The sequence below is a fragment of the Enterobacter sp. SA197 genome (genome assembly GCF_054131575.1).
This window is the reverse complement of sequence record NZ_CP096393.1, coordinates 4,810,692-4,832,458: the sequence shown is the minus strand read 5'-3', so window position 1 is coordinate 4,832,458 and position 21,767 is coordinate 4,810,692. Positions and strand designations below refer to the sequence as shown.

Genomic DNA, 21,767 nt, shown 5'->3' with positions numbered 1-21,767 from the left:
TCTGTTCAGATCGTGAAGTGAAACACACTTTGCGCTACCATCAGGTCGCCACAAATGGGGAGCGGAAGCGATGAACACAAAAGAGAGTGACACCACGCAGGAAAAAGAGCGGCCGGCAGGAAGTCAGAGCTTGTTTCGCGGCCTGATGTTGATTGAGATATTGAGCAATTACCCGAACGGCTGTCCGCTGGCGCATCTGTCAGAACTTGCCGGGCTGAATAAAAGTACCGTGCACCGATTGCTGCAAGGGCTGCAATCCTGTGGCTACGTCACCCCTGCGCCTGCAGCCGGGAGCTACCGTTTAACAACCAAATTCATTGCTGTCGGGCAGAAGGCCCTGACATCGCTGAATATCATCCATGTGGCGGCACCGCATCTGGAAGCCCTGAACCTCGCCACCGGTGAAACCATCAACTTTTCCAGCCGCGAAGACGATCATGCCATTCTGATTTACAAGCTGGAGCCGACCACCGGCATGTTACGTACCCGCGCCTACATTGGTCAGCATATGCCGCTCTACTGCTCAGCGATGGGCAAGATTTACATGGCCTTTGGTCAGCCTGAGTATGTAAAAGCGTACTGGGAGACGCATCAGGAGCAGATCCAGCCGCTAACGCGCAATACCATCACCGGACTGCCAGCGATGTACGACGAACTGGCGCAGATCCGTGAAAGCAGCATGGCGATGGACCGTGAAGAGAATGAGCTTGGCGTCTCGTGTATTGCCGTACCGGTGTTTGATATTCACCACCGGGTGCCCTATGCCATCTCTATTTCTCTCTCTACCTCACGTCTGAAACAGATAGGTGAGAAAAACCTGCTTAAGCCGCTGCGTGAAACCGCAGAGGCTATCTCCAACGAGCTGGGATTTACGTTGCGCGTATAGGCATAAAGCCAGATAGGCTCAGGCAGATGACCTAACTGGCTACAACCCCTGCCAGGATCAAAGCGAGGGCGTTTGATTTTCTGGCACGCTGGCGGCAATCATCGTCTGGCGGAGTGAAAAATGAACCGTTTTATTATGGCGGATCCGGCCAAATGCATAGGCTGCCGAACCTGCGAAGTCGCCTGCGTGGTGTCGCATCAGGAAAACCAGGACTGCGCCGCCCTCTCGCCGGCAACGTTCAGCGCCCGCATCCGGGTGGTAAAGAGCGGATCATTTACGACCGCCGTGACCTGCCATCATTGTGAAGATGCCCCTTGTGCCAGTGTCTGCCCGGTGGGGGCGATCGGACGGGTGAACGGGGCGGTTTACGTCGAACAATCTCGCTGTATTGGCTGTAAAAGCTGTATGCTTGCCTGCCCGTTTGGCGCGATGGAGGTCACCCTCCGGCAGTCACAGGTGCAGGCGCTGAAATGCGACCTCTGTCTGCACCGCGAAGCGGGACCCGCGTGTGTGGAAGCCTGCCCGACCCTGGCGCTGCAATGTATAGATCCTGTCACACTGCGACAAACCCGTCTCAACATACCGCGAGCGTAACCAGTAGGCCGGTAGCTCCGCTTCTCATGGCCATGTGTACTGAGTGCCAGCGCCATGAAAATGCGCTGAAGAAATGCCCCCGCAAGGGGGCACAAAAGGAGTGACTGATTTTTTGGTTTCTTATGCCGCCAACTCAACCGGTGATTATCCCGGCTGGCTGGGGATCCCACTGGTGTTGGATACGTGATGCGTGACAGACACGTCCACATCTGTCGTCCGCCCCGCTATTGGCGGGCAGTCCATTCCTGCAGGCGCCGCTATGATAAGCACCGTTAAAATAAAACGTCGTCTGCGAGTGAATGAGTGTAATACCGATTTTCCGTTATGGTAGGAAAGGAGTGAAATAAATATTAAAAAAGCAGTAAAATATGATTAATCCTGGTTTAAATATTCTAAGTTAATAATTTTTTTAATTAAAACAACAATATAAATAATTAATCTGGAGATTAATCGCTGCTTATCTTCAAATTTTTTGTGTAGCTACATTTAACTATAAAATATATTTCTTAATTTCCTGAATTAGCTTTGGAGTGTACAAGGGGATATATGCTAATTAAAACAGAAAACTACTCAAAAAACCTTATCAAAAGAAACGTTATTTGGTCATTTTAAAAGGCCCTCCGGGGAGGGCCTTTTCGTCAGGCATGTTCACGCCAGGCGGTTTCAATTTCTTCAGCAAGCACTTTTATACCCGCTTCGATCTTATCGGGGTCCGGTACATAGTTCATGCGCATGCACTGGTGAGTATGAGGCCAGGGCTTGTCCAGCCCCGGGAAGAAGTAATGGCCCGGGACCATCAGCACGCCGCGTTTCTTCAGCCGCTGGTAGAGAAGCTCGGTGGTAATCGGCAAATCTTTAAACCACAGCCAGAGGAAGATTGCCCCTTCTGGCTTATGGATCAGGCAGCGCTCTTCAGGAAGATAGCGGCGGATGAGGGCGACAGTCTCCTGAACACGCTGGTGATAGAAAGGCTTGATGACAGTTTCTGACAAATGCAGCAGATCGTTGCGCTTAATCATTTCACTCATCATGGCAGGGCCGATGCCCCCCGGGGCAAGACTGATAATGCCGTTCATGTTGCGGATGGCAGAAATCACTTTGTCATTCGCAATGATAATGCCGCAGCGACTACCCGGCAGGCCCAGCTTCGACAGGCTCATGCAAAGAATGATATTCGGATTCCATAACGGGCGTGCTTCACTAAAGATGATGCCAGGGAAGGGCACACCGTAAGCATTATCAATAACCAGCGGAATGCCGTGCTGATTCGCCAGCGCATCGAGTTTCATCAGCTCGTCATCGGTGATCACATTGCCGGTCGGGTTCGTCGGGCGCGACACGCAAATCATCCCTGTCTCTTCACCGATGTGCAGATGTTCGAAGTCGACGTGGTACTTAAACTGGCCTTCCGGTAGCAGTTCAATGTTGGGGCGGGCAGAGACAAAAAGATCGTCTTCGAGGCCGGAATCGGCATAACCAATGTACTCAGGTGCCAGCGGGAACAGAACCTTTCTGGTACTTCCATCGGCGCGTCGGCCTGCAAAAAGGTTAAACAAGTAGAAAAATGCGCTCTGGCTGCCGTTTGTCAGTGCGATGTTCTGCGGTTCAATATCCCAGCCAAACTCTTTTCGCAGCATCGCAGCGAGCAAAGTCAGTAGCTCAGACTTACCCTGAGGGCCGTCATAATTGCAAAGCGCATCAGTGGCTTTGCCATTTTCCAGCATCTGTGCGAGCAGGTTGTGGAAGTAATCGGTCATGGCCGGGATTTGTGCCGGGTTTCCCCCGCCAAGCATGATGGCTCCGGGGGTGCGCAGACCGTCGTTGAGGTCTTCCATCAGGCGCGTGATGCCTGCATGGCGGGTAAATTTGTCGCCGAAAAGTGAGAATGTCATAGCAAGGGTTCTGTCGGTCTGATTTTAAAAATGGCTCACCATAGCGCTACATACCCTGCTGTGCAAATCGGAGGAGAGGGGGTTGTGTGAGATTTTATTTCACTTATTTTTGATTGTATGGATTTTTATTTTGCTTTGGTCACCTGGCTCCCTCATGGCAGAGGGAGCCAGGTCGGTCTTAGCGATTGCCCGCCCAGACCACCATTACCTTGTCCCCGGCCAGTGTGCGAGTAAAGCCATACCCCTGTTGCAGGCTGAGCGTGGTCTGTTTTCCACCTCCCAGTGCCGGATGGCGGGCACGGAACTGCCCCAGGGTTTGCCAGTGGCGCAGCCGTTGTGCCTCGGTGGTGTCGATATCCTGCCAGTTCATGTCTGAACGTGTCCCCTGAAGCGGGTCTGAGCCGGTGGGGCCAAAAGGCCGGTTTGTCTCGTCGCCGTAAAAAATCTGTATCGCGCCCGGTGCCAGCATTAATAACTCTGCCGCCTCCTGGCCCCCATCGCGGAAGAGGCGGGTATCATGGGAAGAGAGGTAGCTCAGGACGTTAAAGCTTTGCAGTTTTTCCGCCATTTGCTGCCAGACCAGATCCATGTCGGCAAGGCATTTGACCGCGCTGGCCGCCTGCTCCTGATAATCAAAATTGATCATCGCATCGAAACCGTGGTTGTAGTAATCACTGCGCATCACGCCGTGCCCCCAGGATTCTCCGGTCATCCAGAACGGCGCATCGTCGATTTTTTTCTGTGGGTTGGCTTTTTTCCATTCCACCAGTGCCTCGCTTGCCTGGGTCTTCAGCTGTTGCCAGGCCGCAAGCTCAACATGTTTGGCGGTGTCGACGCGAAAACCGTCAATGCCGTAATCGCGTACCCATTGGCTCAGCCAGTGCGTCAGGTAATCGCGTGGCGTATAGCCTGGCTTTTCGCGGGCTGCGGTATCGGGTTTATGCTGATAGAAAACCGGCAGGCCGGACGGCGAGGTGGACTCTGTTTTAAGATCCGGCAGAAAGGCCAGCGACATGGTTAAATCGTCAAACCCAGGATTGTCGTAATTGCCAATGTCGGTACGGATCCAGTTTTTACCCCACCAGTTTTGCCATGCGGTTTTATCGCTGAAGTTAATGTAATCGTTAAAACTGTGCCAGCTTTGCCCCGCTCCAGGACGCCAGTCGGTCCAGCGTTCGCCGAGGATTTTTTTGCGCTCTTCGCCCTGTACATACAAGGCGCCGAACTGAAACTCCTGCATATCCGCGAGGGTGGCGTAACCGGTGTGGTTCATGACGACGTCAAACAGGATGCGAATGCCGCGCTTGTGCGCTTCATCAACTAACTGGCGTAACTCTTCCCCGGTACCCATATTGGCATCCAGTCTCGTCCAGTCCTGTGTGTAATAGCCGTGATAAGCATAATGGGGGAAATCGCCTTTTGTTCCGCCGCCTACCCAACCGTGAATTTGCTCCAGCGGCGAGCTTATCCACAAAGCGTTAACCCCAAGTTGTTGCAGGTAGTCAAGCCGGCTGGTGAGTCCCTTCAGATCGCCGCCGTGAAAGGTGCCAATCTCTTCCATTCCGTCTTTGTGTCGACCGTAGCTGTTATCGTTCGACGGATCGCCGTTAACGAAACGGTCGGTCAGCACAAAGTAGAGCGTGGCGTTTTGCCAGCTAAAGGGCGCCGGTGCGTCTGTTTCGGCGCGTTCAAGCAGTAACAGCCCCCCGCTATTTTCTGCGGGAGCCAGAGTGATTTTGCCATGATGGACGGTGGTCGTTTTCTGGCTGTAGAAATCGCGAACCACGCTGCCTTCAGGAAAGGTCTGGCTGACGTCCAGCGTCAGCGGTTGACCGTCCCAGACCGGACACTGACGCCTCACATCCACGACTTTCTCTGCTGCTTCGCTTTTTACTGACAACATCAGTGTCGGTGTACCCGAACGGGTATCAATCTGAATGCGGTACTCGCCTTCACGGAAAATGCGCCAGCGCGGTGCCTCTGCGGCACAGGGCTTGAGTGAGAGCATCTGATTGAGTTTGATCTCCCCTGAGGGCTGCCAGCACTGCTGATCGGCTTGCAGAGTCAACGGATAGGATCCTTTTTGCAGCCTGGCTTCGCTGCGCCATACGCCGGTGCCGTCATCCTTAAACGCATTAAATCCGGTCGCAGACCAGTTCGCACTGGCGATGGCCGGTAAAAGCAGGGCAAAAAGGGGGCTGTATCTCATCTCAATCCTTCCCGTAACGTCTGTTTTACTCATCTTGCCATTAGCACAGGCCTGCAAACTCCTCCTGCGCGCGTTATCGCAGGGAGGAGGACGAAGGGTGAGTGATCGCGCGCAAAATTTGCCCAAGATTTGCGATAATCGCCACATTTTTAACGCATTTTTTTCGCTTTCTGGTTGATTCGTGATGACAGGCTTTCGGAATTGGCTTATTTCTGTACGTGCTCTGAGTGGTTATTTTTGGTATGATTTGAGATTCCGCTCTCAAAATTGTGAAAAAAATAAGGTGTTGGAATGTTTATATCCGACCAGGAGACTTAATGATATCGACTCCCTTGCGACGACTTGGGGCTACGATACTCATGTTTCTCACCATCGTATTTTCAGGTGAGGCGCTTGCCCAAACGCACAGCAAAACAGTGAGTCACAAGGCCCAAATCTCAAAGACGACCGGTAAAAAACAGGTAAGCAGTAAACAAGAGTATTCTCGCAATAGTGTAAATAGCAGTTCACTTCCTGATTTGCGAAAATACCCTTCCGGAGCACCAAGAAAGAAAGCGTTTCTCCGGACCGTAATGCCCTACATTACTCGTCAAAATGCGGCCATCACTGCCGATCGTAACTGGCTAATGGAACGTCAATACAGCCAGCAATGGTCGACGTCCGATCGTTCGCGTCTTAAGGATATCGCCAAACGCTATAAAATTAGCTGGTCTGGCAATACCCGCCGTATTCCGTGGAATGCGTTAATGGAACGCGTGGACATTATTCCGGACAGCATGGTGGCGACCATGGCCGCCGCAGAAAGCGGTTGGGGTACCTCTAAGCTGGCGCGTAATAACAATAACCTGTTCGGCATGAAATGCGGAAAAGGGCGCTGCACTAACGGTCCTGGAAAAGTGAAAGGCTATTCGCACTTCGAGTCTGTTGAAGCCTCCGTGAATGCGTATGTGGTGAACCTCAATACCCATCCGGCTTACTCGTCGTTCCGTAAGTCCCGTGCGCAGCTGCGTAAAGCGGATCAGGAAGTAACGGCCAGCACTATGATTCACAAGCTCAAAGGCTATTCAACGAAGGGCGCAAGCTATAACAATTACCTGTTTGCCATGTATCAGGATAATCAGCGTTTAATCGCCGCCCATATGTAATTGCACAAACGCCTTCCAGTTGGAAGGCGTTTTATTTTTGCCACTCTGACGCCACGCTAAGGCAGCAACACTTCCCCGTAGCGTTCGCGGTACTCCTTCGGTGTACTGTCATACGCTTTGCGAAACACCGAATAGAAATACTGTAGCGATGGATAGCCACACATCTGGGAAATCTCATTGATTGAAAGTGAAGTGGAAACCAGCAGGCTGCGCGCTTTCTCCAGCTTTTCCGCATGAATTACCGCATGAATTGTTTCGCCCACTTCCTCTTTAAAGCGCTTTTCCAGATTCGAACGCGAAATTCCCACCGCATCCAGCACCTGATCCACCTTAATGCCCTTACAGGCGTGGTTACGGATGTAATGCATGGCCTGGATAACCGCCGGATCGTTCAGTGAACGGTAATCCGTCGAACGTCGGGCAACCACACGGACCGGCGGCACCAACAGGCGCTGTAATGGCATCGTTTCATTATCAAGCAGGCGATGCAGCAGCTTGGCGGCCTGGTAACCCATCTGACGGGTCCCTTGCGCCACTGACGAAAGGGCCACGCGGGAGAGATAGCGTGTCAGCTCTTCATTATCGATGCCAATCACGCAGAGCTTTTCTGGTACCGGAATATGGAGGTGGTCGCAGACCTGTAAAACATGGCGTGCGCGGGCATCGGTAACGGCAATAATGCCCGTTTGTGGCGGGAGTGTTTGCAGCCAGTCGGCCAGCCGGTTCTGCGCATGCTGCCAGTTCTCCGGTGCCGTAGTCAGCCCTTGATAAACCACACCGCGATACTTCTCCTGGGCGACGAGCTGGCAAAACGCATGCTCGCGCTCTGCGGCCCAGCCCTTTCCGCTGGACGGCGGCAGACCGTAGAAGGCAAAACGGTGTACTCCTTTCTCTTTCAGGTGCAAAAACGCATGTTCAACCAGTGCGTAATTGTCCGTAGCAATATAGTGAACGGGAGGGTAGTGCTCCGGGGTATGGTAGGAGCCACCCACGCCGACGATAGGCACGTCCACATCGGCCAGCAGTCGTTCGATTTCAGGGTCATCATAGTCAGCGATCACCCCATCACCGAGCCACTCCTTGATATTCTCGATACGGGTACGGAAATCTTCTTCGATAAAAATATCCCATTCTGATTGTGACGCCTGCAAATATTCGCCAACGCCTTCAACGACCTGGCGGTCATAGGCTTTGTTGGCATTGAATAACAACGTAATGCGGTGGCGCTTTTCAAACATGTCGGTTCCGTCGCTAATGAATCATCAACTCTGCTTATCATATTCAGTACACTGCCGGAGGAAAATTTTCCGGCAGTGTGACCATTATTGCGATCATGCCCGACGTTTGGTGGCGGAATCCATCCATACCGCCAGCAGTAAAATCGCCCCTTTGACGATGTACTGCCAGAACGTCGGCACGTCCATCATACTCATGCCATTATCCAGCGAGGCCATAATGAAGGCCCCCATCACCGCCCCCGCCACGCTACCGATACCGCCCGCGAGGCTGGTTCCCCCAATCACACACGCGGCGATGGCGTCCAGCTCGGCGATATTACCTGCCGAGGGGGAGCCTGCACCGAGGCGTGAGCTCAGGATCAAACCGGCAATCGCCACCATCAGGCCATTAATAGCAAAGACCGCCAGCTTGGTGCGTTCCACATTAATCCCTGAAAGACGAGCTGCTTCGAGGTTGCCACCAATAGCGTAAATGCGTCGACCAAAGGCGGTGCGTGTAGCCATGAACATTCCCGCCATCAGCAGGAACACGAGCAACAGCACCGGGGTTGGAACACCACGATAATCATTCAGTAGCCAGATTGCGCCGAGTGCCAGCACGGCAATCAGTGCCTGGCGACCGACGACTGACGTGGAAGCTGGTGTCGCCAGCCCCAGCGACTGCCGACGTAGCCGGCCACGCCACTGCCACAAAATGAAGGCGACCAGCGCGAAAGCGCCCACGCCAAAGCCAACACCATCAGGCAGATAACTTTGACCAATTTGCGACATAGCGCTACTGGTAGGAGAGACGGTGGTGCCATTCGTGATACCAATCAGCACGCCGCGAAAAGCGAGCATGCCCGCCAGGGTGACGATGAAAGAAGGTACTTTACGATAGGCGACCCACCAGCCGTTCCATGCCCCTAACAGCAGCCCGAGTACCAGCGTCACCACAATGGTCAACGGTAACGGCCAGCCCAGCCAGACGTCAAAAATGGCCGCTGCGCCGCCTAACAGGCCCATCATTGAACCGACGGAAAGGTCTATTTCAGCCGAAATAATCACAAATACCATGCCTACCGCCAGGATGCCGGTAATGGCGGTCTGGCGCAGCAGGTTGGAGACGTTGCGTGCGCTTAAGTACGCACCGTCGGTCATCCAGGTGAAAAAGAGCATGATCACGGCGATGGCGGCAATCATGACAAACACCTGTAAGTTCAGGGATTTGAGTCCGGAAAATGCCCCAGGTAGCGGGGCGGATAATTTCATTTCAGACGGGTTGCTTTTCGACATGATGTTCGCTCCTCAGCGCCGCTTCCATGACCTGCTCCTGGGTCAGTTGATGATTAATAAGGGAGGCTTTTAACTTGCCTTCATGCATCACCAGCACCCGATCGCTCAGCCCCAGCACTTCAGGTAATTCGGATGAGATGACGATAACGGCGATACCCTGCTGTACCAGTTGATTAATAAGTTTATAAATTTCGTACTTTGCCCCGATATCAATGCCGCGCGTCGGCTCATCCAGGATGAGAATGCGCGGGTTGAGCAGCAGGCAGCGGGCCAGAATGGCCTTCTGTTGATTCCCTCCGCTCAGGCGACCAATTGCCAGGTCTGGCGAGGAGGTTTTGACCTTGAGGCGTTGCAGCGACTGCAAAATGCAATGCTGTTCGGCGGCGTCGTCCAGACTACTGAGCTTGCCGGTAAACTGGTGTAATGCCGCGAGCGTGATGTTTTTGCCGACCGCCATCACCGGCACGATACCGTCTTTTTTGCGATCTTCCGGTACCATTGCGATGCCATTGGCAATCGCCTGCTGACAGTTGTTGATTTCTACCTGCCTGCCATCGAGAAAGATTTTCCCTTCCCAGCGTCCAGGCCAGACGCCAAACAGGCACTGAACGGCTTCGGTGCGCCCCGCCCCGACCAGCCCGGCAATGCCCAGAATCTCCCCGCGCTTAAGGGAAAAGGAGACGTCATTGACCCGCTTGATGTGACGATTCACCGGGTGCCAGGCGGTGAGGTGCTCAACACGGAGGATCTCATCCCCCGTGTCGTGAGGTTCATTGGGATAGAGTGCTGTGAGTTCGCGGCCTACCATCATGGTGATGATGTCATCTTCGCTCATCCCCGCAGCATCGCGCGTACCGATGTGCTGCCCGTCGCGGATAACACAAATCACATTTGATATTGCTTTGACTTCATTGAGCTTGTGAGAAATATAAATGCAGGCGATACCGTGATGCTGCAGATCACGAATAATCTCCAGCAGTACGGCAGTTTCCTGCTCGGTGAGCGAGGCGGTCGGTTCGTCGAGAATCAATAACCGCACCTGCTTATTCAGCGCTTTCGCTATCTCCACCAGCTGCTGCTGGCCAAGGCCAAGATCGCCCACCCGGGTATCCGGTGAGATGTTCAGGCTCACCTGGGCGAGCAGCTTTTCGCAACGCAGGGTCATGGTGTCGTAATCCATTACGCCATGACGTGTGATTTCGGTGCCGAGGAAGATGTTTTCAAGCACCGTCAGATGCTTCACCAGCGCCAGTTCCTGGTGGATGATGGCAATGCCTTTGCGTTCGGTATCACGGATATGGCCGGCTTGCAGCGTTTCGCCTGCAAAAACGATGTCACCCTCATAGGTGCCCCACGGGTAGATGCCGCAAAGTACCTTCATCAGTGTGGATTTGCCGGAGCCATTTTCGCCGCACAATGACACCACTTCCCCTGCGTTAAGTTGCAGGCTGACGTTATCCACGGCTTTGACCGCGCCAAAGGCCTTGGTGATGTTCTTCATTTCAAGTAAATAAGGCATAACTGCTCCACGTCATTCGGGGTATTCACAGTGCCTGAAGAGAGAACCCGGCATGCCTCCTTGCTGGAGGCATGCCGTGAGGCTTATAGCTGGTCTTTCTGATGGAAGCCGTCTTTGATAACCGTGGCGTCGATGTTGTCTTTGGTGACTTCGATAGGCGTCAGTAAGCGGGAGGGGACCTCCTTCAGACCGTTGTTAAGGGTGGTATCGGATTTGGGGGTTTTGCCATTGCCCAACTCAACGGCAATTTCTGCGGCGGTGTTTGCCAGCTGCGTGATGGGCTTATAGACCGTCATCGTCTGGCTACCGTTGATAAGCCGTTTGATACCCGCAAGGTCAGCATCCTGACCTGAAATCACGACTTTTCCGGCGAGCCCCTGGGCACTTAATGCCTGAATCGCGCCGCCAGCGGTGGCGTCATTGGAGGCAACAACGGCATCAATTTTGTTATTGTTGGCCGTCAGCGCATTTTCCATAATTTTCAGCGCATTTTCTGGCAACCAGCCATCTACCCACTGATCGCCAACGATTTTAATTTTTCCACTGTCAACATAGGGTTTTAACACTTTCATCTGACCGGCACGGAATAACTTGGCATTATTATCAACCGGTGAGCCACCCATTAAGAAGTAATTCCCTTGCGGCACTTTGCTGACAAGACTTTGTGCTTGTAACTCACCCACTTTTTCATTGTCAAAAGAGATGTAAAAATCGATATCGGCATTATTAATCATGCGGTCGTAAGCCAGCACTTTAATCCCTTCCTGTTTGGCTTCTTTTACGACATTACTTAATACCTGACCGTTGTATGGAATAATGACCAGAACATCTACGCCGCGGTTTATCATATTTTCAATTTGCGACATCTGCGTTTCTTCATTTCCGTTGGCTGACTGCACGAACACGGTGGCACCCAGCGACTCGGCCTTCTTCACGAAAATATCACGGTCTTTTTGCCAGCGTTCGAGACGTAAGTCATCGATAGCCATACCAATTTTTACTTCTTTCGCGTGACCCGCCATGCTGGCGAGCAGCAATGAAGCACAGAGAGTAAGGCAAAGGTTCTTTATCTTCATAATAGTAATACCTTTTGTAGGGTGACAAAGCTGAGATAAAAGAAACATGCACTGCGTCGATCGTTGCAAATTTTTAACACGGAAGCAGGAGCTGGCAATTCCTGATTTTTATCCAGGCGTTATGATTTTTGGTTTATTTGTGGAAGTTTGACCGCGATCTGATTTTAAAATAAGCGGAATCGGTTTTGCGAAAAAAACAGGAAGGGCACCGCAAAAATAATAGCCCAGTTTTTGCGAGACAGCGCACATTTGCGTATTCTCTTAATGGCAGTGTGAAATAACGTAATTGAGCAAGGCAATGAGACAACTCAGTATTACTTCGAGAGTGAAACTTTGCCGCACACCTGATTATGGAGCTCAATATGCAAGCTTATTTTGACCAGCTCGAACGTGTTCGTTTTGAAGGCCCGACTACCACCAATCCATTAGCGTTTCGCCATTACAACCCGGACGAGTTGGTGCTGGGTAAACGAATGGAAGATCACCTGCGCTTTGCCGCCTGTTACTGGCACACCTTCTGCTGGAATGGCGCAGACATGTTTGGCGTGGGCTCCTTCGACAGGCCCTGGCAGAAGCCGGGAGACGCGCTTGAGCTGGCGAAACGCAAAGCTGACGTTGCATTTGAATTCTTCCACAAGCTGAATGTGCCCTACTACTGCTTCCACGATGTTGACGTCTCACCGGAAGGCGCATCGCTGAAGGAATACATCAATAACTTCGCGCAAATGGTGGACGTGCTGGCAGAAAAACAGCAGCAGAGTGGAGTCAAGCTGTTGTGGGGTACCGCCAACTGCTTCACCAACCCGCGCTACGGCGCCGGTGCCGCCACTAACCCGGATCCTGACGTATTCAGTTGGGCCGCTACCCAGGTCGCCAATGCCATGAATGCCACGCATAAACTCGGCGGTGAAAACTACGTGCTGTGGGGAGGGCGTGAAGGGTATGAAACACTGCTTAACACGGATTTGCGGCAGGAGCGCGAGCAGATTGGCCGCTTTATGCAGATGGTGGTCGAGCATAAACATAAAATTGGCTTCCGTGGCACGCTGCTGATCGAGCCGAAGCCGCAGGAGCCGACCAAGCACCAGTACGATTATGACGTGGCAACGGTGTATGGCTTCCTGAAACAGTTTGGTCTGGAAAAAGAGATCAAAGTTAATATCGAAGCCAACCATGCGACCCTGGCGGGGCACTCTTTCCATCATGAAATCGCCTCTGCCATTGCGCTGGGAATCTTTGGTTCAGTGGATGCCAACCGTGGCGACCCGCAGCTGGGTTGGGATACCGACCAGTTCCCGATTAGCGTTGAGGAGAATGCGCTGGTGATGTATGAAATCATCAAAGCGGGCGGGTTCACCACCGGTGGTCTCAATTTCGATGCCAAAGTACGCCGCCAGAGCACCGATAAATATGACCTCTTCTATGGCCACATCGGGGCGATGGACACTATGGCGCTGGCGTTAAAAGTCGCAGCGCGAATGACCCAGGAGGGCGAGCTCGATAAGCGTGTGGCAAAACGTTACGCAGGGTGGAATGGTGAACTGGGCCAGCAAATTCTTCAGGGGCAGCTAACGCTTGCGGAGCTGGCGAAGTACGCTGAACAGCAGAACCTGGCGCCAGTTCATCAGAGCGGGCATCAGGAATTGCTGGAGAATCTGGTTAATCATTACCTGTTCGACAAATAATCGCCTGAGGCACTCAACGGCCCGGTCAGCGATCGGGCATGGTTTTCAAAGGAGTTACCGCTATGTATATCGGGATCGATCTTGGCACATCCGGGGTGAAGGCGATTTTGCTCGATGAGCAGGGCACCGTCCTGGGGTCGCAAACGGAAAAGCTCACGGTGTCGCGTCCGCACCCGCTCTGGTCTGAGCAGGATCCCGGTCACTGGTGGCAGGCGACGGACCGCGCCATCCGCGGCTTAAGCGAACAGCACACTTTGCAGCAGGTAAAGGCTATTGGCCTGGCCGGGCAGATGCACGGTGCGACACTACTGGATAAAGACGATCAGGTACTGCGCCCGGCTATTTTGTGGAATGACGGACGCTGTGCAGAAGAGTGCAGGTTGCTGGAATCTGCGGTGGAAAATTCCCGCGCCATTACCGGTAACCTGATGATGCCGGGCTTCACCGCACCGAAGCTGCTCTGGGTGAAGCGCCACGAGCCCGAACGGTTTGCACGGGTGGCAAAAGTCCTCCTGCCGAAGGATTACCTGCGGCTGCAAATGACCGGGACCTACGCCAGCGACATGTCTGATGCCGCCGGAACCATGTGGCTGGATGTGGCAAAACGCGACTGGAGCGATGAGATGCTCGCCGCCTGCGGGCTTACCCGCGACCACATGCCTGCGCTGTTCGAGGGGTGCGATGTGACGGGCACCCTGTTACCTGATATTGCCGAACGGTGGGGGATGTCGCCTGTTCCTGTTGTCGCGGGTGGAGGTGATAACGCCGCCGGCGCCGTGGGTGTCGGCATGGCGGATGCGGGGCAGGCAATGCTGTCGCTCGGCACCTCAGGCGTTTATTTTGCGGTAAGTGAAGGATTCCTCAGCAAGCCCGAAAGCGCCGTACATAGCTTCTGCCACGCGCTGCCTGGGCGCTGGCATTTGATGTCTGTCATGTTAAGTGCTGCCTCTTGCCTGGACTGGGCGGCAAAACTGACCGGTCAGCCTTCGGTGCAGGCGTTTATTGCGGCGGCGGAACACGCGGACGAGCGAGCGGGCGATCTCTGGTTTTTGCCTTATTTGTCCGGTGAGCGTACACCACATAATAATCCGCAAGCCAAAGGCGTCTTTTTTGGTCTGACCCATCAGCATGGGCCGAATGAGCTGGCAAAGTCGGTGCTGGAAGGCGTGGGTTATGCGCTGGCGGATGGCATGGACGTAGTACACGCCTGTGGAGTGACGCCACAGCGTGTGACGTTGATAGGCGGTGGGGCACGTAGCGGCTACTGGCGGCAGATGCTCGCGGATATCAGCGGTCAGCAACTGGACTACCGCACGGGCGGGGATGTCGGGCCGGCGCTTGGGGCTGCCCGGCTGGCGCAAATTGCGCTTCATCCTGACGTGCCGCCTGCCCGTCTTTTACCGCAACTGACTATTGAGCAACAACATATCCCGGATGCAGCCCGCCACGCTTCTTACCAGCCGCGTCGCGAAACCTTCCGCCGCATTTATCAGCAGCTTTTACCGTTAATGTCCTGAATCCAGGTTCCCTCGCCCATTGGGCTGAGGAATCCGCGGTAATATTACGTTTTACAGCGATAACACCGCGCAATGGGAATAAAACAGTTACAGCGATGACAGGGTCTGGCTGAAAACCGATGAGACGTTGGCGGCTGACCGGGGCCGCCCGCAGGGAAGCGGGCGGAGGGATTGCCCGTACTCGCATTTTTATGCGGATCCCTCAGCCCATTGGTTGAGGATGCCGCGGCCGGGTGTCTTCTCTCAACTAATATAACGCCGCGTATCAACACGCTGTAACAGCATCGACAGCCCCAGACTCACCACCAGCGTGATACTAAATATCCAGATAATATCGAGTACCGGCCAGCGCTGGATTTCCACGCCACGCGTACGCAGCGCATGGATAATCAGGGCGTGAAAACCGTAGATCCCCAGTGAGTGTTGCGAAATCATGCGCAGCCCAGGTAAAACCCGGGTGTTAAGAGTGTTTTTCACCAGTGTTAACAGCGTTATAGCACAAATGAAGACCAACGGGCCGCAGTACAGATACCAGGTATCGGCGAAGTTACCGCGCCATTTCAGTTCGTTCAGTGTGCCATGCGAGATGGCCCAGACCGCCAGCACGAAGACAACGGCGCTTACCGCGCTGAGTGGTTTTTTGTGGGTGTCCATCATCCCCAGGGCGCGACCCAGCAGGCCATACACCACATAGTAAAAAGTATCGCCATTGATATAGAGATTGATCGGGAGCCACTCGAAGCCCCCCATTTTTTGTGCCACCGTATTCGGATTTGCGATGACGCCAATCACCACCATGAGCGCCAGCAGCATTTTTCCGCTGACGGTTTTTACCTGAATTAACGGTGATACCAGGTAGATGACGATAATCGCGAAGAAGAACCAAAGGTGGTAGAACACCGGCTTTTGCAGCAGGTTTTTCAGCGCTAAATCGCTGTTAATCGAAGTGAAAAAGAAAATATACGCAAAGGCGAGGGTACTGTAGAACAGTAAACAGAGGCCGATGCGTAAAAAATGACGCGGTTGCGCGCTGCGCTCGCCGAAGAAAAGATAGCCTGAAATCATAAAAAAGAGCGGCACGCTGACACGTGACGCGGAGTTCAGGAGATTGGCGACTCCCCAGTCGAAGGTGCTGACGCTTGCCGCATTGGTGATATACCAGCTTGTGGTATGGATCATCACAACCATCAAACAGGCGATCCCTCGCAGATTTTCAATCCAGTTAATTTTCGGCGACATCAGTTCCTCAATTTTCCCGTCAAATACCCTCAGACTAACGATTTATTCCACTTTCTCACTGGATAATTCTGAGTTTTCCCGCCTGCGCTTGTTACCCGGCGGCTGGGTTTGCAAGATTTAGGGTTCGAAGGTGTTCCTGATAAAAATAACAGCATGCCCGGCTGACGGTAAGAAAATGATGATGAAAGAGATAGCAACAGCGCTGACATTACTTATCGCCGGATGCAGCGCTCAGCAGACCGCACCTGAACAAAAGGCGCAAAAAACCAAAGTCAGCCCGTCACATTCGCTGGCAATGGAGCAACAGTGCAGGAATAGTGCGGCCTACCGCTACAACACCGACAGGCAAAAAATCGCCGTTATCGGGTTTGAACAGTTCCAGAGTAGCTATGAAATGCGCGGGTTTACCCCTCTGAAGGAGCGCTTTGTCTGCGCTTTCGATGCAGAAGGGCAGTTTTTGCACCTTTCTATGCGCTAGTTTTTCAATTTTCCCTAAACAAACCTGTTTCATACTGTATATCTTGCACTCAGCGGGTATACTGAGCCCTTCCTTAAATCCACACGTATCCAGCACGAAATAATATGCAAAAGTTTGATACCAGGACCTTTCAGGGCCTGATCCTGACCTTACAGGATTACTGGGCTCGCCAGGGCTGCACCATTGTTCAACCACTGGACATGGAAGTTGGCGCCGGCACCTCTCATCCCATGACCTGTCTGCGCGCGTTAGGGCCGGAGCCGATGGCGACCGCCTACGTGCAGCCTTCTCGACGCCCGACCGATGGCCGCTACGGCGAAAACCCGAACCGTTTACAGCACTACTATCAGTTCCAGGTGGTCATCAAACCATCACCGGATAACATCCAGGAGCTGTACCTGGGGTCGCTGAAAGAGCTGGGTATGGACCCGACCATTCACGATATTCGCTTCGTGGAAGATAACTGGGAAAACCCGACGCTGGGTGCCTGGGGACTGGGCTGGGAAGTGTGGCTGAACGGCATGGAAGTGACGCAGTTCACTTACTTCCAGCAGGTTGGTGGCCTGGAGTGTAAACCCGTTACCGGTGAAATCACCTACGGTCTGGAACGTCTGGCGATGTACATTCAGGGCGTAGACAGCGTTTATGACCTGGTCTGGAGCGACGGCCCGCTGGGTAAAACCACCTACGGCGACGTGTTTCATCAGAACGAAGTGGAGCAGTCCACCTACAACTTCGAATACGCTGATGTGGACTTCCTGTTCTCCTGCTTTGAACAGTACGAGAAAGAAGCCCAGCAGCTGCTGGCGCTGGAAAATCCGCTGCCGCTGCCTGCCTACGAGCGTATTCTGAAAGCCGCACATAGCTTCAACCTGCTGGATGCGCGTAAAGCCATCTCCGTTACCGAGCGTCAGCGCTACATCCTGCGCATTCGCACCCTGACCAAAGCGGTAGCTGAAGCTTATTATGCTTCCCGTGAAGCCCTCGGCTTCCCGATGTGCAACAAGAATAAATAAGAGGCGGCCATGTCTGAGAATACTTTCCTGGTGGAAATCGGCACCGAAGAGCTGCCACCAAAAGCCCTGCGCAGCCTGGCGGAGTCCTTTGCTGCGAACGTGACGGCCGAGCTTGATAACGCAGGCCTTGTGCATGGTAACGTCGAGTGGTTTGCGGCACCGCGCCGTCTGGCGCTGAAAGTGGCGAACCTGGCGGCATCCCAGCCGGATCGCGAAGTCGAAAAACGCGGCCCGGCAGTTTCTGCGGCGTTCGATGCTGAGGGTAAACCGAGCAAAGCGGCAGAGGGCTGGGCACGCGGTTGCGGTATCACCGTTGACCAGGCCGAGCGTCTGACCACCGATAAAGGTGAATGGCTGCTGTATCGCGCTCATGTCAAAGGCGAAAGCGCAGAAGCGCTGCTGCCGAACATGGTTGCCACCTCTCTGGCGAAACTGCCGATCCCGAAACTGATGCGCTGGGGTGCAAGCGACGTCCACTTCGTGCGTCCGGTGCATACCGTGACCCTGCTGCTGGGCGACAAACTCATTCCGGCAACCATTCTGGGCATTCAGTCCGATCGCGTGATTCGCGGGCACCGCTTTATGGGCGAGCCGGAATTCACCATCGACCATGCCGATCAGTATCCGCAAATTCTGCTCGAGCGCGGTAAAGTCATCGCCGACTACGACGCGCGTAAAGCGACCATCAAAGCGGATGCCGAAGCGGCTGCACGTAAGATTGGCGGTAATGCTGATCTGAGCGAAAGCCTGCTGGAAGAGGTCACCTCGCTGGTGGAATGGCCGGTAGTGCTGACGGCGAAATTCGAAGAGAAGTTCCTCGCGGTGCCTGCTGAAGCGCTGGTCTACACCATGAAGGGCGATCAGAAGTACTTCCCGGTTTATGACAACGCGGGCAAGCTGCTGCCAAACTTTATCTTCGTGGCGAATATCGAATCCAAAGATCCGCAGCAGATCATCTCCGGTAACGAAAAGGTAGTGCGCCCGCGTCTGGCGGATGCCGAGTTCTTCTTCAATACTGACCGTAAAAAACGTCTGGAAGATAATCTGCCGCGTCTGCAAACCGTGCTGTTCCAGCAGCAACTGGGTACGCTGCGTGACAAAACTGACCGTATTCAGGCCCTGGCGGGCTGGATTGCCGGTCAGACGGGCGCGGATGTTAACCACGCCACCCGCGCGGGGCTGCTGTCCAAGTGCGACCTGATGACCAACATGGTCTTCGAGTTCACCGACACCCAGGGCGTGATGGGCATGCACTATGCGCGTCATGACGGTGAAGCGGAAGACGTTGCCGTCGCGCTGAACGAACAGTACCAGCCGCGTTTTGCCGGTGATGACCTGCCGTCTAATCCGGTAGCCTGCGCGGTCGCGATTGCCGATAAGATGGACACCCTGGCGGGTATCTTCGGTATCGGTCAGCATCCGAAAGGCGACAAAGACCCGTTTGCGCTGCGTCGTGCTGCACTGGGCGTGCTGCGTATCATCGTTGAGAAGAACCTGAATCTGGATCTGCAAACGCTGACCGAAGAGGCGGTGCGTCTGTACGGCGACAAGCTGACCAATGCGAAAGTCGTGGATGATGTTATCGACTTTATGCTCGGCCGCTTCCGCGCCTGGTATCAGGACGAAGGCTACACCGTGGACACCATTCAGGCGGTGCTGGCGCGTCGTCCGACCCGTCCGGCAGACTTCGATGCACGCATGAAAGCAGTGTCCCATTTCCGCTCCCTGGAAGAGGCCTCTGCGCTGGCGGCAGCCAACAAGCGTGTCTCCAACATTCTGGCGAAATCCGACGAAACGCTGAACGACATCGTGCATGCTTCCGTTCTGAAAGAAGCGGCAGAAATCAAACTGGCGGGCAACCTCGTTGTGTTGCGCGATAAACTGCAGCCTTATTTCGCGGAAGGTCGCTATCAGGAAGCCCTGATTGAACTGGCGGCGCTGCGTGAGCCAGTGGATGAGTTCTTCGAAAACGTCATGGTTAACGCGGAAGAGAAAGAGGTGCGTCTCAATCGTCTGACGCTGCTCGCCAAACTGCGTGAATTGTTCCTGCAGGTCGCGGATATTTCGCTGTTGCAGTAACGGTTACGTTAATTAAAAAAACCTGCCGCCCGGCGGGTTTTTTATTATCTGAATCTCCATTCTTCAAAGCGATCTCGAATAAGAGTCTAAAATTTAACCTTGTCATCCTGACCATTCTGCGGCTATCCTTTGCCTCGACGAAGCCCTCGTCATTCTGGAGCGCACATCAAAAATGAACAAACACGACTGATGAATTTCACGCCTTGCAACGCACTCAGTGCGGGCAGGGAGGTATTGATTTCAATCAGGAGTGCTTATGGCTCATTGCGCCCAATCCCCCTCATTTATATTGCACCAACTTACCTGTCAGTTTGCGACAGGAGACACCCTTTTTGGTCCGTTAACGCTCACGCTTGAGGCTGAGCTATGTGGTCTTGTTGGCCGTAACGGTAGCGGCAAAACCTGCCTGCTACGGCTACTCGCCGGCCTGGATAAGCCTGCTTATGGGCATATTGAGCGAAGTGGTTCACTGGCCTATGTTGCGCAGCAGCAGAGGGTGACGCCAGAGACGACCCTTGCCGGCCTGCTGGGCTATGAGGCTCTCTTTGCCGCCCGCGAACGGATTGAGCAGGGCGATTACCATCCCGGCGACCTTGAGCAAATGGACGGATTCTGGGACCTGCAGGAGCGTCTTGAGGCTGCTTTTATCGAGGCGGGCTTACCCGCTTTCTCTGCCCGGCTCCCCGCCCTGACGCTCAGCGGCGGCGAGCGAATACGGGCGTTACTGTGTGCCGCCTTTCTGCAAGATCCGGATTATCTGCTGTTGGACGAACCGACAAACCATCTCGACCGCCAGGGACGTGAGTGGCTCTGTAGCCTGCTCAGTCGCAGACGTGGCGGCACTCTGGTGGCCACGCACGATCGTGAACTGTTGGCTCTGATGCCACGTATTCTTGAGCTTACCCCTTCAGGGCTGCGCAGCTATGGCGGGAACTATGCCGACTATCAGCGCCAGCGCAGTGCGGAGCAACAGGCCGCTCAGGCGGCGCTGGAGCATGCCACTACCGAACGTCGTCGTACCCGCCTTCGTCTGCAAAAAGAGCATGACGCCAGCCAGCGGCGCTCTGCGCAGACCTTGCGTAATGTTGATAATCTGAACATCGCCTCGTTTGAACGGGTGAAATATAAAGGTGCTGCAAAGGAGCGTACTGGCACGGTTCGTCGTCAACACCGTGAGCAGAACGATGCCCTCAGCGCTGCGGTAAACCTGGCCCGCGAGCGGGTTGAGGACGCGGCCCCGGTGCTCTTTACCCTGCCGGGCACCCATGTTGCCGACGGGAAACAGGTGCTGGTACTGGACGAGGTTGTTCTGCCGTTTACACCGCTCGCCCCGTTAAGCGTGCGGATGGAAGGGCCGGTACGGGTGGCGCTGCGTGGGCCAAACGGCTGCGGTAAGTCGACGCTACTGAAGGTTCTCACTGGTGAAATAGCGCCCCTCTCAGGCTTCTGCCATGTACCCGTGACCACGGCTTATCTTGACCAGCATCTGACGGGGCTGGATCTGTCGCTCTCTTTACTTGAAAACCTGGGTGCTGAAGAGACGCCTCTTACCGAAGGGGCGTTGCGCACGCGCCTGGCGCAGTTGCAGTTGGGGGCAGATAAAGTCACGTTACCCCTGGCGGCATTAAGTGGCGGTGAGCGATTGAAGGCCGCGCTGGCCTGCGTACTCTGGCGACGCGACGCTGTGCAGTTATTGTTGCTGGATGAGCCGACTAACCATCTCGATCTCGCCTCGACGCTGGCGATTGAAAGCGCGCTGGCGACCTTTCCGGGGGCGTTGATGGTGGTTTCACATGATGAGTCGTTTCTTCAGGGGCTAAGACTGACACACTGTCTGCAATGGCGAGGGGATGAAATTATCTTTGAGGCGTGGTACTGAAAACATAAACCCCCGGCATCGCGGGGGCCCTGACGTACTA

At 54.1% G+C, this 21,767-nt stretch carries 16 protein-coding genes; 9 read left to right on the top strand and 7 right to left on the bottom strand.

What is annotated here, in order from left to right:
- Window positions 1-70 precede the first annotated feature (70 nt).
- Window positions 71-886: an IclR family transcriptional regulator YiaJ gene (gene yiaJ / locus M1D91_RS22660; protein WP_437434104.1), complete on the top strand. Its 816-nt coding sequence runs from the start codon at window positions 71-73 to the stop codon at window positions 884-886.
- A gap of 120 nt (window positions 887-1,006) precedes the next feature.
- On the top strand, window positions 1,007-1,480 hold the full coding sequence (locus M1D91_RS22655) for a 4Fe-4S dicluster domain-containing protein (protein ID WP_437434103.1): 474 nt from the start codon (window positions 1,007-1,009) through the stop codon (window positions 1,478-1,480).
- Between the two features lie 638 nt (window positions 1,481-2,118).
- Here M1D91_RS22655 and avtA read toward each other — a convergent pair.
- Both avtA and M1D91_RS22645 read right to left on the bottom strand, forming a co-directional pair.
- The gene (gene avtA, locus M1D91_RS22650) at window positions 2,119-3,372 is read right to left on the bottom strand and encodes a valine--pyruvate transaminase (protein ID WP_437434102.1); all 1,254 of its coding nucleotides are present in this window, start codon (window positions 3,370-3,372) and stop codon (window positions 2,119-2,121) included.
- Window positions 3,373-3,550: 178 nt separating this feature from the next.
- Window positions 3,551-5,581 carry an alpha-amylase gene (locus M1D91_RS22645; protein ID WP_437434101.1) on the bottom strand — a complete coding sequence of 677 codons (2,031 nt, stop codon included), beginning with the start codon at window positions 5,579-5,581 and terminating at the stop codon, window positions 3,551-3,553.
- 317 nt (window positions 5,582-5,898) lie between these two features.
- On the opposite strand from M1D91_RS22645, the gene M1D91_RS22640 reads away from it, so the two are divergent.
- Window positions 5,899-6,726: a protein bax gene (locus M1D91_RS22640; protein WP_437434100.1), complete on the top strand. Its 828-nt coding sequence runs from the start codon at window positions 5,899-5,901 to the stop codon at window positions 6,724-6,726.
- A 56-nt stretch (window positions 6,727-6,782) separates the two neighbouring features.
- On the opposite strand, the gene xylR is transcribed toward M1D91_RS22640, so the two are convergent.
- From xylR to xylF, 4 genes are all read right to left on the bottom strand, one after another.
- Complete coding sequence (gene xylR / locus M1D91_RS22635) at window positions 6,783-7,964, bottom strand: D-xylose utilization transcriptional activator XylR (protein WP_437434099.1); 1,182 nt, start codon at window positions 7,962-7,964, stop codon at window positions 6,783-6,785.
- 93 nt (window positions 7,965-8,057) lie between these two features.
- Window positions 8,058-9,239: a xylose ABC transporter permease XylH gene (xylH, locus tag M1D91_RS22630; protein ID WP_437434098.1), complete on the bottom strand. Its 1,182-nt coding sequence runs from the start codon at window positions 9,237-9,239 to the stop codon at window positions 8,058-8,060.
- On the bottom strand, window positions 9,217-10,758 hold the full coding sequence (locus M1D91_RS22625; protein ID WP_437434097.1) for a xylose ABC transporter ATP-binding protein: 1,542 nt from the start codon (window positions 10,756-10,758) through the stop codon (window positions 9,217-9,219). Before M1D91_RS22625 ends, xylH begins: the two co-directional genes overlap by 23 nt.
- 83 nt (window positions 10,759-10,841) lie before the next feature.
- Window positions 10,842-11,834, bottom strand: coding sequence for a D-xylose ABC transporter substrate-binding protein (gene xylF / locus M1D91_RS22620; protein WP_437434096.1), 993 nt, complete (start codon window positions 11,832-11,834; stop codon window positions 10,842-10,844).
- Between the two features lie 362 nt (window positions 11,835-12,196).
- On the opposite strand from xylF, the gene xylA reads away from it, so the two are divergent.
- Together xylA and xylB are read left to right on the top strand one after the other, a co-directional pair.
- Window positions 12,197-13,519 carry a xylose isomerase gene (gene xylA / locus M1D91_RS22615; protein ID WP_437434095.1) on the top strand — a complete coding sequence of 441 codons (1,323 nt, stop codon included), beginning with the start codon at window positions 12,197-12,199 and terminating at the stop codon, window positions 13,517-13,519.
- A 62-nt stretch (window positions 13,520-13,581) separates the two neighbouring features.
- Entirely contained in the window at window positions 13,582-15,036 is a 1,455-nt protein-coding gene (gene xylB, locus M1D91_RS22610) for a xylulokinase (protein WP_437434094.1), read from the top strand.
- 243 nt (window positions 15,037-15,279) lie between these two features.
- Here xylB and M1D91_RS22605 read toward each other — a convergent pair whose 3' ends face one another.
- Window positions 15,280-16,275: an acyltransferase gene (locus tag M1D91_RS22605; RefSeq protein ID WP_437434093.1), complete on the bottom strand. Its 996-nt coding sequence runs from the start codon at window positions 16,273-16,275 to the stop codon at window positions 15,280-15,282.
- A gap of 175 nt (window positions 16,276-16,450) precedes the next feature.
- Here M1D91_RS22605 and M1D91_RS22600 point away from each other — a divergent pair, with 175 nt between their 5' ends.
- From M1D91_RS22600 to M1D91_RS22585, 4 genes are all read left to right on the top strand, one after another.
- Window positions 16,451-16,753, top strand: a complete 303-nt coding sequence (locus M1D91_RS22600) for a YsaB family lipoprotein (RefSeq protein WP_437434092.1) — start codon at window positions 16,451-16,453, stop codon at window positions 16,751-16,753.
- Window positions 16,754-16,857: 104 nt separating this feature from the next.
- Window positions 16,858-17,769: a glycine--tRNA ligase subunit alpha gene (glyQ, locus tag M1D91_RS22595; RefSeq protein WP_004126458.1), complete on the top strand. Its 912-nt coding sequence runs from the start codon at window positions 16,858-16,860 to the stop codon at window positions 17,767-17,769.
- Window positions 17,770-17,778: 9 nt separating this feature from the next.
- Window positions 17,779-19,848, top strand: coding sequence for a glycine--tRNA ligase subunit beta (glyS, locus tag M1D91_RS22590; protein ID WP_437434091.1), 2,070 nt, complete (start codon window positions 17,779-17,781; stop codon window positions 19,846-19,848).
- Between the two features lie 256 nt (window positions 19,849-20,104).
- The gene (locus tag M1D91_RS22585) at window positions 20,105-21,727 is read left to right on the top strand and encodes an ABC-F family ATP-binding cassette domain-containing protein (RefSeq protein ID WP_437434090.1); all 1,623 of its coding nucleotides are present in this window, start codon (window positions 20,105-20,107) and stop codon (window positions 21,725-21,727) included.
- Window positions 21,728-21,767 lie beyond the last annotated feature (40 nt).